This is a genomic window from Klebsiella sp. G-Nf4, assembly GCF_002810615.1.
In the GTDB taxonomy this organism is placed as follows: Bacteria; Pseudomonadota; Gammaproteobacteria; order Enterobacterales; family Enterobacteriaceae; genus Klebsiella; species Klebsiella variicola.
This window is the reverse complement of record NZ_PION01000004.1, coordinates 204,160-225,863: the sequence shown is the minus strand read 5'-3', so window position 1 is coordinate 225,863 and position 21,704 is coordinate 204,160. Positions and strand designations below refer to the sequence as shown.

Sequence of the window (21,704 nt, the reverse complement as noted above, 5' to 3'; positions counted from 1 at the left end):
CTATGTTGATTAAGAGTGAGTCGCCGCAATTTTGGTCAGCGCGTCGGTAATATCCTCGGCGATCTTCGCTTTATGGACGTAGCTACGAATGATGGCGACATGACAGTGGGCCGGAAATTGATTTGCCAGTTCTTTGATCGTGACGTAAAGGTCGGCTTTTTCCCCGACGGCGTTAGCAAAATCGACCGAGGCGACGTCCGCTTTGATACCTAATTCTTCACAGATCTTTTTCACATTATTCGCAGCCATCAATGAACTGCCAATACCGTTACCACAAACCGTTCTGATAACTAACATAATGACTACTCCATTTGTTTTTGGATGAATTGTAAGACTGAATTGACGTCATTTTCCTGCTGAAGGAAGGTCACAATATCTGACTCGATCAGCGAGGCTATCAGTTGGATCATTTTGATATGACTGTCAGCGTCCGCGCCGGCGATAGCAATAATGACGGTAACCGGATCGAACTCATCGTGGCCGAAGGTCACTGGCGTGGCGGTGGTGACAAGCGAAAATCCGGTCTGCAATGCCCCTTTTTCCGGTCGGGCATGCGGCATGGCAATCCCGTCATCTATAACGATGGCAGCGCCGAAATCTTCGTATACCGTCAGCATCTCGTTGACATATTCGGGACTGCAAATCTGGCGCCTGGCGAGTAATGAACCCGCCAGTTCGATGGCCTCTTCCGCACGGGAAATATTCTGCTTAAGGGCGATTAACGTCGGGTCAAAAATAATCTCCATTCTCTGCTCCTGAACGTATTCCTGTTCCTGAGTAAAATCATGACTAAATACATTGATGAAAATGATGGATGAGATCACATCCGGGGTTTTAAATATTGATGGCGATCACATCGGCAGGAAAGTACCGGCAGAAAACGATATAAATAATTTATATATTTTTCAGTGGATTATGCAGGTTGTGTATTTAAACGCTGAAATTTGACAGAGAAAAAGTGAGAGGTAGAGCGAATTTTTTCGGCAGAAGTGTATTGCTGGTCACAATTATCGGCGGGTCATTTTCTTAAATTTTGACGCCGTTAACAAAAAAGGCCCGCCTGAGCGAGCCTTTTATAAAAACGCGTGCCGATTACAGGCTGGAGACGTTTTCGGTCAGGTATTTTGCAACGCCTTCCGGAGAGGCAGCCATACCTTCTTTTCCTTTTTCCCACTGCGCCGGGCAGACTTCGCCGTGCTCTTCGTGGAACTGCAGCGCGTCGACCATGCGCAGCATTTCGTCGATGTTACGGCCCAGCGGCAGGTCGTTAACCACCTGGTGGCGTACCACGCCGTTAGCGTCGATCAGGAAGGAGCCGCGCAGCGCTACGCCTTCGTCCGGATGCTCGATACCGTAAGCTTTCTGGATTTCACGTTTGATGTCAGCAACCATCGCGTATTTAACCGGGCCGATACCGCCCTGGTCGACCGGGGTGTTACGCCATGCGTTGTGAACGAACTCGGAATCGAAGGAAACGCCAACGACTTCTACGCCGCGTTTCTGGAATTCTTCGTAGCGTTTGTCGAACGCGATCAGCTCAGACGGGCAAACGAAGGTGAAGTCCATCGGCCAGAAGAACAGAACGGTAGGTTTACCGTTGGTGTGCTGTTTGAAATTGAATTTCTCAACGATCTCACCATTACCCAGCACAGCGGCTGCAGTAAAATCCGGCGCTTGACGAGTGACCAGAACCATTTGATTCTCCTGTAATTACTAAGGTTATTTGGAACGCAACGCGGGCAAGTATAGAGCCTGCCCGGCAATAACACAAAGAGGCGCTAACAATCGTTCAGCCAGCTTTTACCTATCAATGACGCAACGATTACAGCTGTTTGTTTTCTGCCAGGCGCATCATCTGCGGATAAAAGCGCCAGAACTGCCCCTCCAGCTGGTCGTAGTGGGTATCCAGATCCTGCCAGGAGTCGCGCAGGGCGTCGAGACGCGGACGGCGGCTGGCCATGCCGTTAAGCACGCGCTGAATAAAATCCATCTCCTGATAGCGCTCCAGCCAGCGCTCCGACCACAGGTACTGATTCAGATTGACGAAGCGTGGCGGCGAGTCAGGCAGGATGGGGACGATCTGCTGCTCGGCGTAGCGCACGAACTCGTCCAGCGGCAGGTCAGGGGAGAGCTGCGCCCAGTGCTGCGACAGGAAATGATCCCACATGACATCGAGGGTGATGGGGGCGACGCGACGGGTCTGCGGGCGAAACCACTCCCGTGCCTCTTTGACTTCCGCCAGATTGTCAGTCATCACGTCAATCCGGCGATGCATATAGATGCCGTCGATGATCTCCGCCGGATAGTCGCCCTGCGGGTTGCCGCGCACAAAATCGGCCATCAGGTTGCCGGGCAGCGAACTGTCGGCGAGATGGGCCAAGTGCAGGTGGGCGAGAAAATTCATAAAACGACATCCTTTAAATACGAGCGGGCGGGTGGAATCACCGATGTCGCGCTGAACGGCGCCTCGGTGTCCGAATGGCATGCTGTCTGGCCGCGCGCGGCACCTTTGCCACCGGTAAGGCATCCGGCTGCCGCATGGTGGCATTCGGAATGATTTGGAATATAGATTATGTCATTCATCCGGAGGGGTAAAGGTTGCAGGCGGAACGCCCCGGCACTAGACTACCCGCCTCTTTATTCAGTCTGAGTTACCGTCATGCGCGTTACCGATTTTGCTTTTGAACTACCCGAATCCCTGATTGCCCACTATCCGATGCCTGAGCGCAGCAGCTGCCGCCTGCTCTCCCTGGACGGGCCGACGGGCGCGCTGACGCATGGAACCTTCACCGATATCCTCGATAAGCTCAATCCCGGCGACCTGCTGGTGTTTAACAATACCCGGGTGATCCCGGCGCGTCTGTTCGGCCGCAAGGCCAGCGGCGGCAAGATTGAAGTGCTGGTGGAGCGGATGCTGGATGATAAGCGCATCCTGGCCCATATTCGCGCCTCGAAAGCGCCGAAACCAGGCGCCGAGCTGCTGCTGGGCGATGACGAGAGCATTAAGGCCACTATGCTGGCGCGTCATGGCGCGCTGTTTGAAGTGGAATTTAACGACGAGCGTCCGGTGCTGGAGATCCTCAACGGGATCGGCCATATGCCGCTGCCGCCCTACATTGATCGTCCTGACGAAGACGCCGACCGCGAGCTCTATCAAACCGTTTACGGCACCAGGCCGGGCGCGGTAGCCGCCCCGACCGCCGGTTTGCATTTCGACGAACCGCTGCTGGACAAACTGCGCGCCAAAGGCGTTGAGATGGCGTTTGTCACCCTGCACGTGGGGGCGGGGACCTTCCAGCCGGTGCGCGTCGACAGCATTGAAGAGCACACCATGCACTCTGAATATGCGGAAGTGCCGCAGGAGGTGGTCGATGCGGTGCTGGCGGCGAAAGCGCGCGGCAACCGCGTGATTGCGGTAGGCACCACCTCGGTACGCTCGCTGGAAAGCGCGGCGCAGGCGGCGAAAGACGCCCTGATCGCGCCGTTCTTCGACGATACGCAGATTTTCATCTACCCGGGTTATCAGTACCAGGTGATCGATGCGCTGGTGACCAACTTCCATCTCCCTGAATCCACACTGATTATGCTGGTGTCGGCGTTTGCGGGTTATCAGCACACCATGAACGCCTATCAGGTGGCGGTTGAGCAGAAATATCGCTTTTTTAGCTACGGGGATGCGATGTTTATCACGTACAATCCGCAGGCTATTTCTGAGCGTCCCTGAAAAGGCCGGCCCGCCGGCTTTTTGGACGCCATGACGCATTTTTTAGCCACGGAATCATTCCGTGGCGAGTATGAAAACGTCGGACTGTTTTTCTGACGCAGGAGCAAGCATGAAATTTGAACTGGATACCACCGACGGTCGCGCCCGCCGCGGTCGCCTGGTGTTTGAGCGCGGCGTGGTGGAAACACCGGCCTTTATGCCCGTTGGCACCTACGGCACCGTCAAAGGGATGACGCCGGAAGAGGTGGAAGCCACCGGCGCGCAGATTATTCTCGGCAACACCTTCCACCTGTGGCTGCGCCCAGGTCAGGAGATCATGAAGCTGCACGGCGATCTGCACGATTTTATGCAGTGGAAAGGACCGATCCTTACCGATTCCGGCGGCTTCCAGGTATTCAGCCTTGGCGATATTCGTAAGATCACCGAGCAGGGCGTCCACTTCCGCAACCCGATCAACGGCGATCCGATTTTCCTCGATCCGGAAAAATCGATGGAGATTCAGTACGATCTCGGTTCCGACATCGTGATGATCTTCGACGAGTGTACACCGTACCCGGCGGACTGGGATTACGCCAAGCGCTCGATGGAGATGTCTCTGCGCTGGGCCAAGCGCAGCCGTGACCGTTTCGATGGCCTCGGCAATAAAAACGCGCTGTTTGGCATCATTCAGGGCAGCGTTTACGAAGATTTACGTGATATCTCGGTGAAAGGTCTGGTAGAGATTGGCTTTGATGGCTACGCTGTCGGCGGTTTGGCGGTCGGTGAGCCGAAGGAAGACATGCATCGCATTCTGGAACACGTCTGCCCGCAGATCCCGGCCGATAAGCCACGATACCTGATGGGCGTCGGGAAGCCGGAAGATCTGGTGGAAGGGGTACGTCGCGGTATCGATATGTTCGACTGCGTCATGCCGACGCGCAACGCGCGTAACGGCCACCTGTTCGTCACCGACGGCGTGGTGAAAATCCGCAACGCGAAGCACAAAAGCGATACCGCACCGCTGGACGCCGAGTGTGATTGCTATACATGTCGCAATTATTCACGCGCTTACTTGCATCACCTCGACCGTTGCAACGAAATATTGGGCGCGCGTCTCAATACCATTCATAACCTGCGCTACTATCAGCGTTTAATGGCTGGTTTACGCAAGGCTATCGAAGAGGGTAAATTAGAGAGCTTCGTGACCGATTTTTACCAACGTCAGGGGCGCACCGTGCCTCCTTTGAACGTTGATTAATTTTAATAATGAGGGAATTTCAATGAGCTTTTTTATTTCTGATGCGGTAGCGGCAACGGGTGCACCGGCGCAGGGCAGCCCGATGTCTCTGATTCTGATGCTGGTGGTGTTCGGTCTGATTTTTTACTTCATGATCCTGCGTCCACAGCAGAAGCGCACCAAGGAACACAAGAACCTGATGAACTCCATCGCCAAAGGTGATGAAGTGCTGACCAACGGCGGTCTGGTCGGTCGCGTGACCAAAGTAGCGGAAACTGGCTACATTGCTATCGCGCTGAACGATACCACTGAAGTGGTTATCAAACGTGACTTCGTTGCTGCCGTTCTGCCGAAAGGCACCATGAAGGCGCTGTAATCTAACTTTTCCCAAAGGGAACTGCCGTGTTAAACCGTTATCCTTTGTGGAAGTACGTCATGCTGGTCGTCGTCATTGTCGTCGGCCTGATCTATGCGCTTCCCAACCTGTATGGTGAGGATCCGGCTGTTCAAATCACTGGCGCGCGCGGCGTCGCCGCCAGTGAGCAAACGCTGATCCAGGTCCAGAAAACTTTACAAGAAGAAAAAATAACCGCGAAGTCTGTGGCACTGGAAGAGGGCGCTATTCTTGCGCGCTTCGACACCACTGATACCCAGCTGCGTGCGCGTGAAGCGCTGCTTACCGTGCTGGGTGACAAATACGTCGTGGCGCTAAACCTTGCTCCGGCAACCCCACGCTGGCTGGCGGCGATGTATGCCGAGCCAATGAAGCTGGGTCTTGATCTGCGCGGCGGCGTGCACTTCCTGATGGAAGTCGACATGGACACCGCGTTAGGCAAACTGCAGGAACAGAACATCGACAGCCTGCGCAGCGAACTGCGTGACAAAGGCATTCCTTACGCGACCGTGCGCAAGGAAGACAACTACGGTCTGAGCATCGTCTTCCGCGACAGCGCGGCGCGCGACCAGGCTATCTCTTATCTCAGCCCTCGCCATCGCGATCTGGTGATTTCCTCTCAGGGTGACAACAGCCTGAAAGCGGTGATGACCGATGAGCGCCTGAAAGAAGCCCGTGAGTACGCGGTTCAGCAGAACATTAACATTCTGCGTAACCGTGTGAACCAGCTGGGCGTCGCCGAACCACTGGTTCAGCGTCAGGGTGCTGACCGCATCGTGGTTGAGCTGCCGGGTATCCAGGATACCGCGCGGGCGAAAGAGATCCTTGGCGCAACCGCGACCCTCGAGTTCCGTCTGGTCAATACCAACGTGGACCAGTCCGCCGCCGCCTCTGGCCGCGTGCCGGGCGACTCGGAAGTGAAAGAGACGCGTGAAGGCCAGCCGGTGGTGCTGTACAAGCGGGTGATCCTGACCGGTGACCATATCACCGACTCGACCTCCAGCATGGATGAGTACAACCAGCCGCAGGTCAACATCTCGCTGGACAGCGCGGGCGGTAATATCATGTCTAACTTCACCAAGGACAATATCGGCAAGCCGATGGCGACCCTGTTCGTGGAGTATAAAGACAGCGGTAAGAAAGATGCTAACGGCCGCGCTATCCTGGCGAAAGAGGAAGAGGTGATTAACATCGCCAACATCCAGTCGCGTCTGGGTAACAGCTTCCGTATCACCGGTATCAGCAATCCGAACGAAGCGCGCCAGCTGTCGCTGCTGCTGCGTGCCGGTGCGCTGATTGCGCCGATTCAGATCGTCGAAGAGCGGACTATCGGCCCAACCCTCGGTATGCAGAACATCAAGCAGGGCCTGGAAGCGTGTCTGGCCGGTCTGGTGGTCTCTATCCTGTTCATGATCTTCTTCTACAAGAAGTTCGGTCTGATTGCGACCTCGGCGCTGATTGCCAACCTGGTACTGATTGTCGGCATTATGTCCCTGATCCCGGGGGCGACGCTGACCATGCCGGGCATCGCGGGTATCGTATTAACCCTTGCGGTGGCGGTCGATGCTAACGTTCTTATCAACGAACGTATCAAAGAAGAGCTGAGCAACGGGCGTTCCGTTCAGCAGGCGATTGACGAAGGTTATCGCGGCGCGTTCAGCTCGATCTTCGATGCCAACGTGACGACGCTAATCAAAGTGATCATCCTGTACGCCGTCGGTACTGGTGCCATTAAAGGGTTTGCGATTACCACCGGTATCGGTATCGCGACCTCAATGTTTACCGCTATCGTCGGCACCCGTGCCATCGTGAACCTGCTGTACGGCGGCAAGCGCGTTAAAAAGCTGTCTATCTGAGGAGTGCGTTGTGGCACAGGAATATACTGTTGAACAATTGAACCACGGCCGTAAAGTCTGGGACTTTATGCGCTGGGACTACTGGGCCTTCGGCATTTCAGGTTTTCTGCTGATTGTGTCGATTGCCATCATTGGCGTCCGCGGCTTTAACTGGGGGCTCGATTTCACCGGTGGTACGGTGATCGAAATTACCCTTGAGAAGCCGGTCGATCTGGACCAGATGCGCGATTCCCTGCAGAAAGCGGGCTTTGAAGAGCCGCAGGTGCAGAACTTTGGCAGCAGCCGCGACATCATGGTACGTATGCCGCCGGTGCATGACGCCAACGGCAGCCAGGAGCTGGGCAGCAAGGTCGTGACGGTGATTAACGAATCGACCAGTCAGAATGCGGCGGTGAAGCGAATTGAGTTTGTCGGCCCGAGCGTCGGCGCGGACCTCGCGCAAACCGGCGCCCTGGCGCTGATTGCGGCGCTGGTCTGTATCCTGATCTACGTCGGCTTCCGCTTCGAATGGCGTCTGGCCGCCGGGGTGGTTATCGCCCTGGCGCACGACGTGGTGATCACCATGGGCGTACTGTCGCTGTTCCATATCGAAATCGACCTGACCATCGTGGCCTCGTTGATGTCGGTTATCGGCTACTCGCTGAACGACAGTATCGTGGTATCGGACCGTATCCGTGAAAACTTCCGTAAGATCCGCCGCGGTACGCCGTACGAGATCTTTAACGTGTCGTTGACCCAGACGCTGCACCGTACCTTGATCACCTCCGGGACTACCTTGATGGTGATCCTGATGCTGTTCCTGTTCGGCGGCCCGATTCTGGAAGGCTTCTCGCTGACCATGCTGATCGGTGTCTCCATCGGTACGGCTTCTTCTATCTACGTCGCCTCTGCGCTGGCGTTGAAACTGGGTATGAAGCGCGAGCATCTGATCCAGCAGAAGGTCGAGAAAGAAGGGGCGGATCAGCCGTCTATTCTGCCGTAATACGGTTCAGTTGAGATAAAGCAATCCCGGCCCAGGTGGCCGGGATTTTTTTGTCCGCGATAAAACCTGCTGACAGTATGCTGTCAAGAGCCCTCCCATACACTACTTCTGAACTCACTAACGAGCAGGAGGAAGTATGAATAACGTGATTAACTGGTTTGAAATTCCGGTCGCCGATATGGATCGCGCCGTCGCGTTTTATGAGCCAGTGATGCAGGTGACGCTGCGTCGCGAAACCATGGACTGCGCCGAACTGGCGGTGTTCCCGCATCAGGATCCGGCCCCTGGCGGCGCGCTGGCCAAATTTGAGGGTATCGCGCCTTCAGCGCAGGGCGCTATTATTTACCTGCATACTGACCATCTTGCCGCCACGCTGGACCGCGTTGCCTCGGCGGGTGGGGCGTGTGTTTTCGGGCCGCTGACGCTGCCGAATGATATTGGCACCATCGCGCTGTTTACTGACAGCGAGGGCAACCGCGTCGGCCTGCACCAGCCGGCTTAACCTAAACTTTTTGTGAAGTGAGACATGACCCGACGCGCCGACCGTTTATTTCAGATTGTGCAGATCCTGCGCGGCAGGCGGCTCACTACCGCCGCGCTGCTGGCGGAGCGGCTGGGCGTGTCGGAGCGCACCGTGTATCGCGATATTCGCGATCTCTCCCTCTCCGGCGTGCCGGTGGAGGGCGAGGCGGGGAGTGGTTATCGCCTGCTGGCGGGTTACGATCTGCCGCCGCTGATGCTGACCACCAAAGAATCCGAAGCGCTGATCGCCGCGATTCGGCTGCTGAAAACCTGGGGTGGTGAGGCGCTGTCGCAATCACTGGAATCCGCCCAGGAGAAGATGCTGGCGATCCTGCCGGAAGCGCGCCGGCGCCAGGCGGAGCAGACCCGCCTGTTTGCCCCCGATCTCGGCGCCCATCGTTATGCCAAAACCTATTTTGACGTCATTCATCAGGCGGTCTCCGGCCAGCAGGTGCTACAGCTGCGCTATCAGGATGAGTCTGGCCGGGTGACCGAGCGCGACGTGCTGCCGCTGGGGCTGTTTTTTTGGGGGGAGCGCTGGCTTCTGGTGGCCTGGTGCGAGCTGCGTAATGATTATCGTAACTTTCGCCTCGACCGTTGTCTGGCGGTCAGGGCGACCGAGCGTCGATTCAGCGAGTGTGCCGATCGCTCATTAAGCGATTTTCTGCGCAAGGTGCGGTGCGACGTGTGGGAGAAATAAAAACGCCCGGGTGGCCCGGGCGCTGTGTTGCCGTATCAGCAATTAGAAGTTGTAACCGACCACGAAGTAACCACCCCAGCCGGTCGAGCGGACGCTGAAATCGCCATCGCCGAAGTTCAGCTTGGCATCGTCAGCCCACTGGCCGCCGTTATGGAAGTAACGGGCCACCACCGAGTAGTGCCAGTGCGCGTAGTTCAGCGCCAGGATGTGGCTGGAAGCGATGGAGTTGCTGGTGCGCGCGTGCTTCCCGTTCAGATCGTAGAAGTTGTCATCGCCGAGGTCAGAACCCCAGTCGAAGTTGGTGAAGCCGATGTAGCTCAGCGAGCCGCCCCACAGGTCGGTCAGCGGCACGAAGTATTTCACTTTGAAGCGGTAGCCGTCCCACTCGTTTTCGTTGGACGCGCCGTAGTTCTGCCACTGGTATTTGGCGTAGACGTTCAGTGACAGGCTCATCGGCAGGCCGGTATCAATATCGGTACCCAGACCCATATACCAGGTGCTCTGCTCCTGAGAATCGTTGCGGCCCATATCGTAGATATAGTTGTTCGCGAAGTACCACTCTTTGAACGGCCCGAAGCTCAGATCGGTATTGGTCAGCTTATCGATAGAGAAACGCGGTTCGATCTCCATAAACAGCGGCGAGCCGTTGTTCCAGATACCTTTTGCCGTGCTGTTGCCGCCGAAGAATACCGGGGCATCGATATAGCCGTAGAAATCAAACCAGTCTTTTTTGGCGAACGCTTCATATTCCAGGTAGGTATCGTTACGGATCTGCGGTCCAAAACGGGTGTGATAGCTGCCCACCACGTTAACACTCTGGTGCCACCAGTCAGACAGGTACTGCGGTTTATCGTTTTCTGCCGCGCCCGCAGTAAAAGAAGTGGAGAGCGCCACAACCGCACCCGCTGCCAGTAATGTTTTTTTCATAGTAATGCCACTGTTTAATTTGAGCCTGAAGGCGTTAAAAGAAGTGCCGAAGCGTTTCTAAATATTTCGTCTTTCTGTGGGGGTCTATTATAGGAATCATTGCTCACAAAAATACGTGTTGTTTCACATAACCAGAACATGCGTAATCGATTGCGTTCACGATTCTATGCATTTCTTGACAAAATGCTACTGAAAATCGCGGGGCAGAACGATTTCTAATGAACTCTTGTGAAAAGTTGTAAGTGGATAAAAACGACGGGGGCAGGACGTCGCCGGGCAGGGGCTGGCCCGGCGTGAAGGCTTACTGTGCGGCGGCGGGCTGGATATCGTGGACGCGAATAAAACCAACTTTGTCCGGCGTCACGTTCAGGCGCAGCGGGATATCCACATCGCTGGGGGCGAGGATGCTGGCCGGGGCGCTAATCAGCTGATCCTGAACATTGATTTCCTGATAGCTGTGGGTGGTGCCGGTGATCTGCCCGGAGGCGACGGTGGCGGTAAAGGCCGGCAGCGGATCGTTGGATTCACCCTGAATGCGTAAAGTCAGGCGTGACCCGTCGCCATCCGGCGTAATGCTGCCCACCGACATGCGCAGGGTGCCGATCTGGCTCTCCAGCCGCGCCGGGGTTTTGGCATCCGGCAGCAGATAGACGCCGCGGGTGGATTTCGCGTTCAGCGCATTTTGCTGGGTGATTTTAATCGTTTGCTGATTAAGCTGGGTCATCTCCTGGCTCAGCGTACTCACGCTCTGGTGCATCTGGCGGACTTCGCTTTGCTGGGCGCAGGCGCTCAGGGTGAACAGGCTGCCAACGATGGCGAGTTTCAGGTAACGTCTTGTCATGGTCAGGATTCCGTTTGCAGAGGATGCTTAATGGTAGCCAAACCGCCTGCCTCTCCCATAGATCCTTTGTCTCAAAAGCTCTTTCTTTGTAGTCAGGTCACTTCGCGGTAAACTACCCTTCAGTTTAACTACCTGTCAGGACGCGCTATGCATTGCCCTTTCTGTTTCGCCGTGGATACCAAAGTGATCGACTCTCGTCTGGTGGGGGAAGGCTCTTCTGTGCGTCGCCGTCGGCAGTGTCTGGTCTGTAACGAACGCTTTACTACCTTCGAAGTGGCGGAGCTGGTGATGCCCCGGGTGGTGAAGAGTAACGATGTGCGCGAACCCTTCAACGAAGACAAGCTGCGCAGCGGGATGCTGAAAGCGCTGGAGAAACGCCCGGTTAGCGCCGATGACGTGGAAATGGCGGTCAACCATATCAAAACCCATCTGCGTGGCACCGGTGAGCGCGAAGTGGCGAGCAAAATGATTGGCAATCTGGTGATGGAGCAGCTGAAGAAGCTCGATAAGGTCGCCTATATTCGCTTCGCTTCCGTCTATCGCAGCTTCGAAGACATCAAAGAGTTCGGCGAAGAGATCGCCCGTTTACAGGACTAAGCCATGCAGGACGAAATGTACATGGCGCGTGCGCTTAAGCTTGCCGCGCGCGGTCGCTTTACCACCCATCCTAACCCTAACGTCGGCTGCGTCATTGTGAAAGACGGCGAGATCGTCGGCGAGGGCTTTCACTATCGCGCCGGCGAGCCGCACGCCGAAGTGCACGCGCTCCGCATGGCCGGCGAAAAGGCGCAGGGCGCCACCGCCTACGTCACCCTTGAGCCCTGCAGCCACCATGGCCGTACGCCGCCATGCTGCGATGCGCTGATTGCCGCCGGCGTCAGCCGCGTGGTGGCGGCGATGCAGGACCCAAACCCGCAGGTGGCGGGGCGCGGTCTGTATCGTTTGCAGCAGGCCGGTATTGACGTCAGCCACGGGCTGATGATGAACGAAGCGGAAGCGCTGAATAAGGGCTTCCTGAAGCGGATGCGCACCGGTTTTCCCTGGGTGCAGCTGAAGCTGGGCGCCTCGCTGGACGGCCGCACGGCGATGGCCAGCGGTGAAAGCCAGTGGATCACCTCCCCGCAGGCACGACGCGACGTGCAGCGTCTGCGCGCCCAGAGTCATGCGATCCTCACCAGCAGCGCCACCGTGCTGGCGGACGATCCGGCGCTGACCGTGCGCTGGCAGGAGTTGAGCGCCGATACCCAGGCGCTTTATCCCGAAGAGAATTTGCGCCAACCGCTGCGCGTCGTCATCGACAGTCAGAACCGCGTCACGCCTGAGCACCGTATTGTGCAGCAGGCAGGAGAAACGCTGTTTGCCCGCCTGCGTGCGGATGAGCGCCAGTGGCCGGAAAGCGTTCGTACGCTGCTGGTGCCGGAACATAACGGCCATCTCGATCTGGTGTTGCTGATGATGCTGCTTGGCAAACAGCAGGTGAACAGCGTCTGGGTGGAGGCGGGAGCGACGCTTGCCGGGGCGCTGCTGCAGGCTGGCCTTGTCGACGAGCTTATCGTCTATATTGCGCCTAAACTGTTAGGCAATGCGGCGCGTGGATTATGCGCGCTGCCGGGGCTTGAAGAACTGAGCCAGGCACCCCATTTCAAATTCAATGAGATACGTCAGGTTGGCCCGGATGTCTGCCTGCATTTAACCACTGCGTGAGGCTTTCCTGATTATTAGGAAGCAGCGCTCAGAATAATATGATAAAATCCGCCCCCCTTGCGGGGCACATGAACCCGAAGGAAGAGTATGAACATTATTGAAGCTAACGTTGCTACCCCGGACGCTCGCGTCGCCATCACCATTGCGCGTTTCAACAACTTTATCAATGACAGCCTGCTGGAAGGTGCGATTGACGCCCTGAAACGCATTGGTCAGGTAAAAGATGAAAACATCACCGTTGTTTGGGTTCCAGGCGCGTATGAGCTGCCGCTGGCGGCTGGCGCACTGGCGAAAACCGGTAAATATGACGCGGTGATCGCGCTGGGTACGGTGATCCGCGGCGGTACTGCCCACTTTGAATATGTGGCTGGCGGTGCCAGCAATGGCCTGGCGCATGTCGCTCAGGACAGCGAAATCCCGGTAGCCTTTGGTGTTCTGACCACTGAAAGTATTGAACAAGCCATCGAGCGCGCTGGCACCAAAGCCGGTAACAAAGGCGCAGAAGCTGCGCTGACCGCGCTGGAAATGATTAACGTATTGAAAGCCATCAAGGCCTGATTTTTGTAAGGGGAATTCCGTGAAACCTGCTGCTCGTCGCCGCGCCCGTGAGTGTGCCGTCCAGGCGCTCTACTCTTGGCAGTTGTCCCACAACGACATCGCTGATGTCGAATACCAGTTCCTGGCGGAACAGGACGTAAAAGATGTAGATGTTCTGTATTTCCGTGAACTGCTGTCCGGAGTGGCGACTAACAGCGCGTACCTCGACGGCCTGATGAAGCCCTACCTGTCCCGTCAGCTGGAAGAGCTGGGCCAGGTGGAAAAAGCGGTGCTGCGTATCGCGCTGTTTGAGCTGTCCAAACGTGACGACGTACCGTATAAAGTGGCCATCAATGAAGCTATCGAACTGGCGAAAACCTTCGGCGCTGAAGATAGCCATAAGTTCGTCAACGGCGTGCTGGACAAAGCGGCTCCGGTAATTCGTCCCCGCAAAAAGTAAACGCCAGGCCGGGCTTTGCAGGATATCATCCAGCGAACCCGGCCTTATTTTTTTCTTTGCTGAGGCATAACGTATGGCATGCGGCGAATTTTCCCTGATTGCCCGTTATTTTGATCGCGTTAAAAGCGCCCGCCTTGATGTTGAAACCGGCATCGGCGATGACTGCGCGCTCCTGAATATCCCCGAGAAAAAAACGCTGGCAATCAGCACCGACACCCTGGTGGCGGGCAATCACTTCTTACCCGATATCGACCCTGCCGACCTCGCTTATAAAGCGCTGGCGGTGAACCTGAGCGACCTCGCGGCGATGGGCGCGGAACCGGCGTGGCTCACGCTGGCGCTGACTTTGCCAGAGGTGGATGAAACCTGGCTGGAAGCCTTTAGCGACAGCCTGTTTGTCCAGCTGGACTATTACGATATGCAGCTGATTGGCGGTGATACCACCCGTGGCCCGCTCGCCATGACGCTGGGTATTCACGGCTTTGTGCCGCCAGGGCGCGCCATGAAACGCGCTGGCGCGAAGCCAGGAGACTGGATCTATGTCACCGGCACCCCGGGAGACAGCGCCGCCGGCCTGGCGGTGCTGCAGAACCGGCTGACGGTGGATGAACCGTCTGACGCCGACTACCTGCTGGCTCGTCATCTGCGCCCGATGCCGCGCGTGCTGCAGGGTCAGGCGCTGCGTGACCTGGCGACATCGGCTATCGATCTTTCCGACGGCCTGATTTCCGATCTGGCCCATGTTCTTAAAGCCAGCGGCTGCGGCGCGCGCATCGATCTCGATGCCATGCCGTATTCCGACGCGATGCTGCGCCAGGTGGAGCCCGAGCAGGCGCTGCGCTGGGCGCTCGCCGGCGGAGAAGATTACGAACTGTGCTTTACCGTACCGGAGCTGAACCGCGGGGCGCTGGACGTGGCTCTCGGCCATCTTGGCGCGCGTTTTACCTGTATCGGACAGATTGCGCCGGAGAGCGAAGGGCTGCAATTTATCCGCGACGGTAAGCCGGTCGCGCTTGATTTAAAGGGATACGATCACTTTGCGTAGTCGAGACGAGGCGCTACGCCGCCTGAGCATGCGTAACCCGTGGCATCTGCTGGCGACTGGCTTTGGCAGCGGCTTAAGCCCGGTGGTCCCGGGGACGATGGGGTCGCTGGCGGCGATCCCATTCTGGTATCTGATGACCTTTCTCCCCTGGCAGCTCTACTCGCTGGTGGTGATGATGAGCATCTGTATTGGGGTTTATCTTTGCCATCGTACGGCCAAAGATATGGGCACTCATGACCACGGCAGTATTGTCTGGGATGAGTTTGTCGGGATGTGGATCACCCTGATGGCGCTGCCGACCCTGGACTGGCAGTGGGTGGCCGCCGGCTTCGTGATTTTCCGTATCTTCGATATGTGGAAGCCGTGGCCGATTCGCTGGTTTGACCGCAATATTCACGGCGGAATGGGGATTATGGTCGACGATATCGTCGCCGGCGTGATCTCGGCCGGCGTGCTGTATGTCATTGGCCATCACTGGCCCATCGGTCTGCTTTAATCGTCTGTCCCCGGTAGCATCCTGCTGCCGGGGAAACCACACTTGTTACTTAAATCCCACCACCGGATGCGGCTGATACGGCGCCTCCAGCTTGTCGATCTGTTCCGGAGAAAGCGTCAAATCCACCGCCTGCAGCAGGTCGTCGAGCTGTTCCTGACGCGATGGACCGATAATCGGCGCGGCAACGCCGGGTTTGCTTAACAGCCAGGCGAGGGCGACCTGGGCGCGGCTGGCGTCGAGTTCTTCCGCCACGTCCGCGAGATTCCCGGCGATCTGCGCGTCGTTTTCTTCGCTGGTGCTGTAAAGCGATTTGCCGAACTCATCCGAAACCAGCCGGGCGGTGGTCTCTCCCCAGGGGCGGGTCAGTCTGCCGCGCGCCAGCGGGCTCCACGGGATCACCGCCACGCCGTTGTGCTGACACAGCGGCAGCATCTCATTCTCTTCTTCCCGGTAAATCAGATTGTAGTGATCCTGCATGGTGACGAAGCGCGCCCAGCCGTTCTGCTGCTGGAGCGCCAGCGCCTGGGCAAACTGTCGGGCATGCATGGACGAGGCGCCGATATAGCGCGCTTTGCCGGCTTTCACCACCTCGTCCAGCGCTTCGAGGGTCTCTTCAATCGGGGTGGTATAGTCCCAGCGGTGGATCTGCAGCAGGTCGACATAGTCCATCCCGAGACGGCGCAGACTGTCGTCGATGGAGCGCAGGATCTGCGCCCGGGAAAGCCCTTCTGCCAGATCGCCGACCTGGTGATACACCTTGGTGGCGACAACCACCTCGTCACGGCGGGCAAAGTCGCGCAGGGCGCGGCCGACGATCTCTTCACTGCTGCCGTCGGAGTAGCTGTTTGCGGTATCGAAGAAGTTGATGCCGCCTTCAATGGCGTGCTGGATAAGCGGGCGGCTGCTCTCTTCCGGAAGCGTCCAGGCGTGTCTGCCGCGGTCTGGCTCGCCGAAGGTCATACAGCCGAGGCAGAGTCGGGAAACACGTAAGGCAGTATCACCGAGGGGGACATAGTGCATAGTGCGCTCCTGCTATTCATCAAGGGTATCCCTTAAGCATAGCAGGAGCAGGGGGGCAATTATGCCAGCCAGTCGCGGATTTTGGCTTCAATACCGGCGGCATCGAGGCCAAGGTCGGCGCGGATCTCTTCCTGAGTGCCCTGAGGAATAAAGCAATCCGGCAGGCCAATATTGAGCACCGGTACCACCCGGCGATGGGCCATCAGCACTTCGTTCACGCCACTGCCGGCGCCGCCCATGATGGCGTTTTCCTCCAGCGTCACCAGCGCGTCGTGTTCGCCGGCCAACTGCAGGATCAGCGCCGTATCCAGCGGCTTCACAAATCGCATATCCACGAGGGTCGCGTTGAGTTTATCCGCTACTGCCGCGGCTTCCGGCAGCAGGGTGCCGAAGTTAAGGATCGCCAGCTTCTCGCCCTGGCGTTTCACCACCCCTTTGCCGATCGGCAGCGATGCCAGCGGCTCCAGCGTCGCGCCGGTGCCACTGCCGCGCGGATAGCGCACGGCGCAGGGGCCGTCATTGTAGTGGTAGCCGGTGTACAGCATCTGGCGACATTCATTTTCATCGCTCGGGGTCATCACCACCATATCCGGAATACAGCGCAGGAAGGAGAGATCGAACGCCCCCTGATGCGTCTGGCCGTCTGCGCCGACAATCCCGGCGCGGTCGATAGCAAACAGCACCGGCAGTTTCTGGATAGCCACATCGTGGATCACCTGATCGTAGGCTCGCTGCAGGAAGGTGGAGTAGATCGCCACCACCGGCTTGTAGTCGCCAATCGCCAGCCCGGCGGCGAAGGTGACCGCATGCTGCTCGGCGATGGCGACGTCAAAGTACTGATCGGGGAATTTCTTCGAAAATTCCACCATGCCTGAGCCTTCGCGCATCGCCGGGGTGATCGCCATCAGCTTGCTGTCTTTGGCCGCCGTCTCGCACAGCCAGTCGCCGAAGATTTTCGAGTAGGATGGGAGGCCGCCGCTGCTTTTGGGCAGTACGCCGCTGGTATGGTCGAATTTTGGCACCGCATGGAAGGTGATAGGGTCTTTCTCGGCGGGCTCATAGCCGCGGCCCTTTTTGGTCATAATATGCAGGAACTGCGGGCCTTTCAGATCGCGCATGTTCTTCAGCGTGCTGACCAGACCGAGCACATCGTGGCCATCGACCGGCCCGATGTAGTTAAAGCCCAGCTCTTCAAACAGCGTTCCCGGTACCACCATCCCTTTGATATGTTCTTCGGTCCGTTTAAGCAGCTCTTTAATCGGCGGCACCCCGGAGAAGACCTTTTTGCCCCCTTCGCGCAGGGTGGAGTAGAGCTTACCGGAGAGCAACTGCGCCAGATGATTGTTCAGCGCGCCGACGTTCTCGGAAATCGACATTTCATTGTCATTCAGCACGACCAGCAGGTCGGGTTTGATATCCCCGGCGTGGTTCATCGCTTCAAACGCCATGCCGGCGGTGATCGCCCCGTCGCCAATCACGCACACTGCGCGCCGCTGCTTATCCTCTTTCGCGGCGGCGATAGCCACCCCGATACCGGCGGAAATGGAGGTGGAGGAGTGGCCGACGCTCAGCACGTCATACTCGCTTTCACCGCGCCACGGGAAGGGATGCAGGCCGCCTTTCTGACGAATGGTGCCGATTTTGTCCCGGCGGCCGGTCAGAATTTTATGCGGGTAGGCCTGATGGCCGACGTCCCAGATCAGGCGATCGAACGGCGTGTTATACACGTAGTGCAGCGCCACGGTCAGTTCCACCGTGCCGAGGCCAGAGGCAAAGTGACCGCTGGAGCGGCTGACGCTGTCCAGCAGATAGCGCCGTAGCTCATCACACAGCTTCGGCAGGCTCTCTTTTGGCAACAGGCGCAACTCCTGGGTGGAATCTACCAGCGCCAGGGTCGGGTATTTGGCAATATCAAAACTCATCAGAGACTCATTTTTTGTTTATTTATCGCGCTGAATAATGTAATTCGCGAGCGCTTCCAGTGCCGAAGTATCCAGAGATTGTGCAGCCAGCTCATCTAACGACCGGCGGGCATCAGCGATCAGGTCGTGCGCTTTCTTCCGGGCTTGCTCAAGACCCAGGAGGGCGGGATAGGTGCTTTTACCCAATTGCTGGTCGGCACCCTGACGTTTGCCAAGGGTCGCAGTATCCCCTACCACGTCGAGAATGTCATCCTGGACCTGGAAGGCCAGGCCGATATTTTCCGCATAGCGATCCAGCGCGGGCAGGGCGGCGCGGCCGCGTTCGCCGGCACTCAGCGCCCCCATCCGGACGGCGGCGCGGATCAACGCCCCCGTTTTGTGGCGATGGATACGCTCCAGCGCCTGCAGATCCACCTGCTGTCCTTCCGCCTGCAGATCCAGCGCCTGGCCGCCGCACATACCCGCCACGCCGCTGGCCTGCGCCAGTTCGGAGACCATCGCCAGCCGGTCCCGGTCAGAGACGTCGACCATCGGCGCATCACTGAGTATAGAGAACGCCAGCGTTTGCAGGGCATCTCCCGCAAGAATTGCGTTGGCTTCGCCAAATTTAATATGACAGGTCGGCAGTCCGCGACGCAGATCGTCATCATCCATCGCCGGCAAATCATCATGCATCAGGGAATAAGCATGAATACATTCGACCGCAGCGGCGGGGGCATCGAGCGTGGTGCGACTGACGCCGAACATCGTGCCGGTGGCATAGACAAGGAAGGGGCGCAGGCGTTTACCCCCTAAGAGTGCGCCATAATGCATCGCTTCCACCAGCGGAGTGTTCTGAAAAGGCTGCGGCGCGATAAAACGGCGCAATGCCCCATTAGCCTGTTCCACACAGGCCTGCAATTGTTGCGGGAAATCCATTTTATTCAGCGTCCGGCGTAAAAGGCGTGGTCGGGGAATCTTCACTATCCGCCAGCAGGATCTGCACGCGCTGTTCGGCCTTCTGCAGCTGACTTTGCCCCTGGCGCGCCAGCTGTACGCCGCGTTCAAATTCGCTTAGCGCTTCCTCTAACGGCAAATCGCCGCTTTCCAGACGGTTAACGATCTGCTCCAGTTCGCCCAGAGCAGTTTCAAAGCTGGCCGGGGCCTCATTTTTCTTTGGCATAGTGAATGTAGACTCTTGTTATGTCGCGACGGCAATACCGGGTATGGTAACGAAGTCACGCGTGTAAGCAAATAACGCGCAATGGTGATATACTCCGCGCCCAGGATGCAGGCACCGGTGTGCGCTGCTTTACAACTTTTGCTTATAGCCCTGTCGGGCTTGCCAACGAACTATTGTCGCCATGAAGTTTATCATTAAATTGTTCCCGGAAATCACCATCAAAAGCCAATCTGTGCGGTTGCGCTTCATTAAAATCTTAACCGGGAACATTCGTAACGTTCTCAAAAACTATGACGAGACGCTGGCCGTCGTCCGTCATTGGGATCATATCGAAGTTCGCGCGAAAGATGAAAATCAGCGCCCGGCTATTCGCGATGCGCTGACCCGTATCCCCGGCATCCACCATATTCTGGAAGTCGAAGACGTACCGTTCACCTCGCTGCACGATATTTTTGAAAAGACGCTGCCGCTGTGGCGCGAGGCGCTGGAAGGCAAAACCTTCTGCGTGCGTGTGAAGCGTCGCGGTAAACATGAATTCACCTCAATTGAGGTGGAACGCTACGTCGGCGGCGGTCTGAATCAGCATATTGAAACGGCGCGCGTGAAGCTGACCGACCCGGACGTCACCGTCAATCTCGAGATTGAAAACGATCGCCTGCTGCTGGTGAAAGGCCGCTATGAAGGCATCGGCGGCTTCCCGATCGGCACCCAGGAAGATGTGCTGTCGCTGATCTCCGGCGGCTTCGACTCCGGCGTTTCCAGCTATATGCTGATGCGCCGCGGCTGCCGCGTGCACTACTGCTTCTTTAACCTTGGCGGCGCCGCCCATGAGATTGGCGTCCGCCAGGTCGCACATTACCTGTGGAACCGCTTCGGCAGCTCGCACCGCGTTCGCTTTGTGGCGATTAACTTTGAGCCGGTGGTCGGCGAAATCCTCGAAAAAGTGGACGACGGCCAGATGGGCGTCGTGCTCAAACGTATGATGGTCCGCGCCGCGTCAAAAGTCGCGGAACGCTACGGCGTGCAGGCGCTGGTCACCGGCGAAGCGCTCGGTCAGGTCTCCAGTCAGACCCTCACTAACCTGCGCCTGATCGACAATGTCTCCGATACTCTGATCCTGCGCCCGCTGATTTCGCACGATAAAGAGCACATCATCGACCTGGCGCGTGAGATCGGCACGGAAGATTTCGCCCGCACCATGCCGGAATACTGCGGCGTGATCTCGAAGAGCCCGACCGTGAAGGCGGTGAAGGCGAAGATTGAAGCGGAAGAAGAACACTTCGATTTCAGCATCCTCGATAAAGTGGTGGAAGAGGCGAGCAATATCGACATTCGCGATATCGCCCAGCAGACGGAAGCCTCTGTGGTTGAAGTGGAAACCGTGACCGGCTTTGGCGCCAACGACGCGATCCTCGACATTCGCTCCATTGACGAGCAGGAAGACAAGCCGCTGAAGGTCGAGGGCGTTGAGGTCGTTTCGCTGCCGTTCTACAAGCTGAGCACCAAATTTGGCGATCTCGATCAGAGCAAAACCTGGCTGCTGTGGTGCGAGCGCGGCGTGATGAGCCGTCTGCAGGCGCTCTATCTGCGCGAGCAGGGCTTTAGCAACGTGAAAGTTTATCGCCCGTAACGGGTTGCCATCCATATTGAAAAAGGCCTTCCCCGATGGAAGGCCTTTTTGTCATCTCCGGGTCAGCGCATTAGCGCAGGGTCATCGCCAGGTCATTCAGCTGATCGATGACGATATTCCAGCCCTCAAAAAATCCCATCTGCTCATGCTGCTCGCGAGTTTCATCATCCGCATGCAGCACTGTGGCCGTATAGCGACATCCGTCTTTTTCGTCGGCAAAGGTGATGATGGCCGTCATGGCAAAAGGGGACACGGCAGGACGATAATCCGCCGTCAGCATCGAGGTCATGACGATTTTTTGTTGCGGGATGACCTCAAGAAAACAGCCAGGGTTATCGTTGCGTTCACCGTCAGGGCCGTGCATCACGGTGTGAAAAGCCCCGCCAGAGCGAAAATCAAAGGCCAGAACCTCAGTATACCAGGGCTTCGGGCACCACCAGGTTTTGAGTAATGCCGGGTCGGCCCACGCGCGCCACAGGGCAGAGGCTGGCGCGCTGAGCAGGCGGCTGATGACAAGATCGCGAGAATCGGTTGCGCTACGGGACATGCTACGACTCCTCAGGAAA

General features: G+C 57.3%; 27 protein-coding genes. 16 read left to right on the top strand and 11 right to left on the bottom strand.

Features of this window, described 5'->3' with window-relative positions; genetic code table 11:
- Nucleotides 1-9 precede the first annotated feature (9 nt).
- Together CWM57_RS11120 and CWM57_RS11115 are read right to left on the bottom strand one after the other, a co-directional pair.
- A complete protein-coding gene (locus tag CWM57_RS11120) occupies nt 10-297 on the bottom strand; it encodes a PTS sugar transporter subunit IIB (protein ID WP_061155585.1) in 288 nt (95 codons plus the stop codon).
- 5 nt (nt 298-302) lie between these two features.
- On the bottom strand, nt 303-746 hold the full coding sequence (locus tag CWM57_RS11115; protein ID WP_074386755.1) for a PTS sugar transporter subunit IIA: 444 nt from the start codon (nt 744-746) through the stop codon (nt 303-305).
- Between the two features lie 55 nt (nt 747-801).
- Here CWM57_RS11115 and CWM57_RS27635 point away from each other — a divergent pair, with 55 nt between their 5' ends.
- A complete protein-coding gene (locus tag CWM57_RS27635) occupies nt 802-948 on the top strand; it encodes a hypothetical protein (RefSeq protein WP_165784180.1) in 147 nt (48 codons plus the stop codon).
- A gap of 144 nt (nt 949-1,092) precedes the next feature.
- Here CWM57_RS27635 and CWM57_RS11110 read toward each other — a convergent pair whose 3' ends face one another.
- Together CWM57_RS11110 and acpH are read right to left on the bottom strand one after the other, a co-directional pair.
- Nucleotides 1,093-1,695, bottom strand: a complete 603-nt coding sequence (locus CWM57_RS11110; protein ID WP_004178733.1) for a peroxiredoxin — start codon at nt 1,693-1,695, stop codon at nt 1,093-1,095.
- A 127-nt stretch (nt 1,696-1,822) separates the two neighbouring features.
- Complete coding sequence (acpH, locus tag CWM57_RS11105) at nt 1,823-2,404, bottom strand: ACP phosphodiesterase (RefSeq protein ID WP_008805369.1); 582 nt, start codon at nt 2,402-2,404, stop codon at nt 1,823-1,825.
- A 74-nt stretch (nt 2,405-2,478) separates the two neighbouring features.
- Here acpH and CWM57_RS27630 point away from each other — a divergent pair, with 74 nt between their 5' ends.
- The 8 genes from CWM57_RS27630 (at nt 2,479) to CWM57_RS11070 (ending at nt 9,394) form a co-directional block, all read left to right on the top strand.
- Nucleotides 2,479-2,595 (top strand): hypothetical protein, encoded by a 117-nt coding sequence (locus tag CWM57_RS27630; protein WP_165784179.1) that lies wholly within the window; start codon nt 2,479-2,481, stop codon nt 2,593-2,595.
- 64 nt (nt 2,596-2,659) lie between these two features.
- Complete coding sequence (gene queA, locus CWM57_RS11100) at nt 2,660-3,724, top strand: tRNA preQ1(34) S-adenosylmethionine ribosyltransferase-isomerase QueA (protein ID WP_074386753.1); 1,065 nt, start codon at nt 2,660-2,662, stop codon at nt 3,722-3,724.
- A gap of 109 nt (nt 3,725-3,833) precedes the next feature.
- Nucleotides 3,834-4,961 (top strand): tRNA guanosine(34) transglycosylase Tgt, encoded by a 1,128-nt coding sequence (tgt, locus tag CWM57_RS11095; RefSeq protein ID WP_032732595.1) that lies wholly within the window; start codon nt 3,834-3,836, stop codon nt 4,959-4,961.
- Nucleotides 4,962-4,983: 22 nt separating this feature from the next.
- Nucleotides 4,984-5,316, top strand: coding sequence for a preprotein translocase subunit YajC (gene yajC / locus CWM57_RS11090; RefSeq protein ID WP_002890398.1), 333 nt, complete (start codon nt 4,984-4,986; stop codon nt 5,314-5,316).
- Between the two features lie 26 nt (nt 5,317-5,342).
- Nucleotides 5,343-7,190: a protein translocase subunit SecD gene (gene secD, locus CWM57_RS11085; RefSeq protein WP_074386752.1), complete on the top strand. Its 1,848-nt coding sequence runs from the start codon at nt 5,343-5,345 to the stop codon at nt 7,188-7,190.
- Nucleotides 7,191-7,200: 10 nt separating this feature from the next.
- A complete protein-coding gene (secF, locus tag CWM57_RS11080; protein WP_002890403.1) occupies nt 7,201-8,172 on the top strand; it encodes a protein translocase subunit SecF in 972 nt (323 codons plus the stop codon).
- Between the two features lie 136 nt (nt 8,173-8,308).
- Nucleotides 8,309-8,674, top strand: a complete 366-nt coding sequence (locus CWM57_RS11075) for a VOC family protein (RefSeq protein ID WP_016160371.1) — start codon at nt 8,309-8,311, stop codon at nt 8,672-8,674.
- Between the two features lie 24 nt (nt 8,675-8,698).
- A complete protein-coding gene (locus CWM57_RS11070) occupies nt 8,699-9,394 on the top strand; it encodes a helix-turn-helix transcriptional regulator (protein WP_008805373.1) in 696 nt (231 codons plus the stop codon).
- A 42-nt stretch (nt 9,395-9,436) separates the two neighbouring features.
- Here the strand turns inward: CWM57_RS11070 and CWM57_RS11065 are convergent, their stop codons facing one another.
- A complete protein-coding gene (locus CWM57_RS11065; RefSeq protein ID WP_004204836.1) occupies nt 9,437-10,321 on the bottom strand; it encodes a nucleoside-specific channel-forming protein Tsx in 885 nt (294 codons plus the stop codon).
- 301 nt (nt 10,322-10,622) lie between these two features.
- Complete coding sequence (locus CWM57_RS11060; protein WP_061155578.1) at nt 10,623-11,162, bottom strand: DUF3251 domain-containing protein; 540 nt, start codon at nt 11,160-11,162, stop codon at nt 10,623-10,625.
- 147 nt (nt 11,163-11,309) lie between these two features.
- Between CWM57_RS11060 and nrdR the strand changes: the two genes are divergently transcribed.
- The 6 genes from nrdR to pgpA all read left to right on the top strand — a co-directional run bounded on the left by nrdR (nt 11,310) and on the right by pgpA (nt 15,404).
- Nucleotides 11,310-11,759, top strand: coding sequence for a transcriptional regulator NrdR (gene nrdR / locus CWM57_RS11055; protein ID WP_002890417.1), 450 nt, complete (start codon nt 11,310-11,312; stop codon nt 11,757-11,759).
- A 3-nt stretch (nt 11,760-11,762) separates the two neighbouring features.
- Nucleotides 11,763-12,866, top strand: a complete 1,104-nt coding sequence (gene ribD, locus CWM57_RS11050; RefSeq protein ID WP_016160372.1) for a bifunctional diaminohydroxyphosphoribosylaminopyrimidine deaminase/5-amino-6-(5-phosphoribosylamino)uracil reductase RibD — start codon at nt 11,763-11,765, stop codon at nt 12,864-12,866.
- Between the two features lie 87 nt (nt 12,867-12,953).
- Nucleotides 12,954-13,424 (top strand): 6,7-dimethyl-8-ribityllumazine synthase, encoded by a 471-nt coding sequence (gene ribE, locus CWM57_RS11045; RefSeq protein ID WP_001021161.1) that lies wholly within the window; start codon nt 12,954-12,956, stop codon nt 13,422-13,424.
- 19 nt (nt 13,425-13,443) lie between these two features.
- Nucleotides 13,444-13,863, top strand: coding sequence for a transcription antitermination factor NusB (nusB, locus tag CWM57_RS11040; protein ID WP_008805376.1), 420 nt, complete (start codon nt 13,444-13,446; stop codon nt 13,861-13,863).
- 73 nt (nt 13,864-13,936) lie between these two features.
- On the top strand, nt 13,937-14,908 hold the full coding sequence (gene thiL / locus CWM57_RS11035; RefSeq protein WP_074386749.1) for a thiamine-phosphate kinase: 972 nt from the start codon (nt 13,937-13,939) through the stop codon (nt 14,906-14,908).
- Nucleotides 14,901-15,404, top strand: coding sequence for a phosphatidylglycerophosphatase A (gene pgpA / locus CWM57_RS11030; RefSeq protein WP_008805378.1), 504 nt, complete (start codon nt 14,901-14,903; stop codon nt 15,402-15,404). Before thiL ends, pgpA begins: the two co-directional genes overlap by 8 nt.
- A gap of 45 nt (nt 15,405-15,449) precedes the next feature.
- Here the strand turns inward: pgpA and CWM57_RS11025 are convergent, their stop codons facing one another.
- The 4 genes from CWM57_RS11025 to xseB are packed head-to-tail and all read right to left on the bottom strand — an operon-like array spanning nt 15,450 to nt 19,508.
- Nucleotides 15,450-16,424: an aldo/keto reductase gene (locus CWM57_RS11025; RefSeq protein ID WP_100631428.1), complete on the bottom strand. Its 975-nt coding sequence runs from the start codon at nt 16,422-16,424 to the stop codon at nt 15,450-15,452.
- Nucleotides 16,425-16,483: 59 nt separating this feature from the next.
- The gene (dxs, locus tag CWM57_RS11020) at nt 16,484-18,346 is read right to left on the bottom strand and encodes a 1-deoxy-D-xylulose-5-phosphate synthase (protein WP_100631429.1); all 1,863 of its coding nucleotides are present in this window, start codon (nt 18,344-18,346) and stop codon (nt 16,484-16,486) included.
- An 18-nt stretch (nt 18,347-18,364) separates the two neighbouring features.
- Nucleotides 18,365-19,264 (bottom strand): (2E,6E)-farnesyl diphosphate synthase, encoded by a 900-nt coding sequence (ispA, locus tag CWM57_RS11015; RefSeq protein WP_074386747.1) that lies wholly within the window; start codon nt 19,262-19,264, stop codon nt 18,365-18,367.
- A gap of 1 nt (nt 19,265) precedes the next feature.
- Entirely contained in the window at nt 19,266-19,508 is a 243-nt protein-coding gene (gene xseB, locus CWM57_RS11010; protein ID WP_002891398.1) for an exodeoxyribonuclease VII small subunit, read from the bottom strand.
- Between the two features lie 181 nt (nt 19,509-19,689).
- On the opposite strand from xseB, the gene thiI reads away from it, so the two are divergent.
- Nucleotides 19,690-21,138: a tRNA uracil 4-sulfurtransferase ThiI gene (gene thiI / locus CWM57_RS11005; protein WP_061155572.1), complete on the top strand. Its 1,449-nt coding sequence runs from the start codon at nt 19,690-19,692 to the stop codon at nt 21,136-21,138.
- Nucleotides 21,139-21,208: 70 nt separating this feature from the next.
- Here thiI and CWM57_RS11000 read toward each other — a convergent pair whose 3' ends face one another.
- Nucleotides 21,209-21,685 (bottom strand): SRPBCC family protein, encoded by a 477-nt coding sequence (locus CWM57_RS11000; protein ID WP_074386746.1) that lies wholly within the window; start codon nt 21,683-21,685, stop codon nt 21,209-21,211.
- Nucleotides 21,686-21,704: the final 19 nt, after the last annotated feature.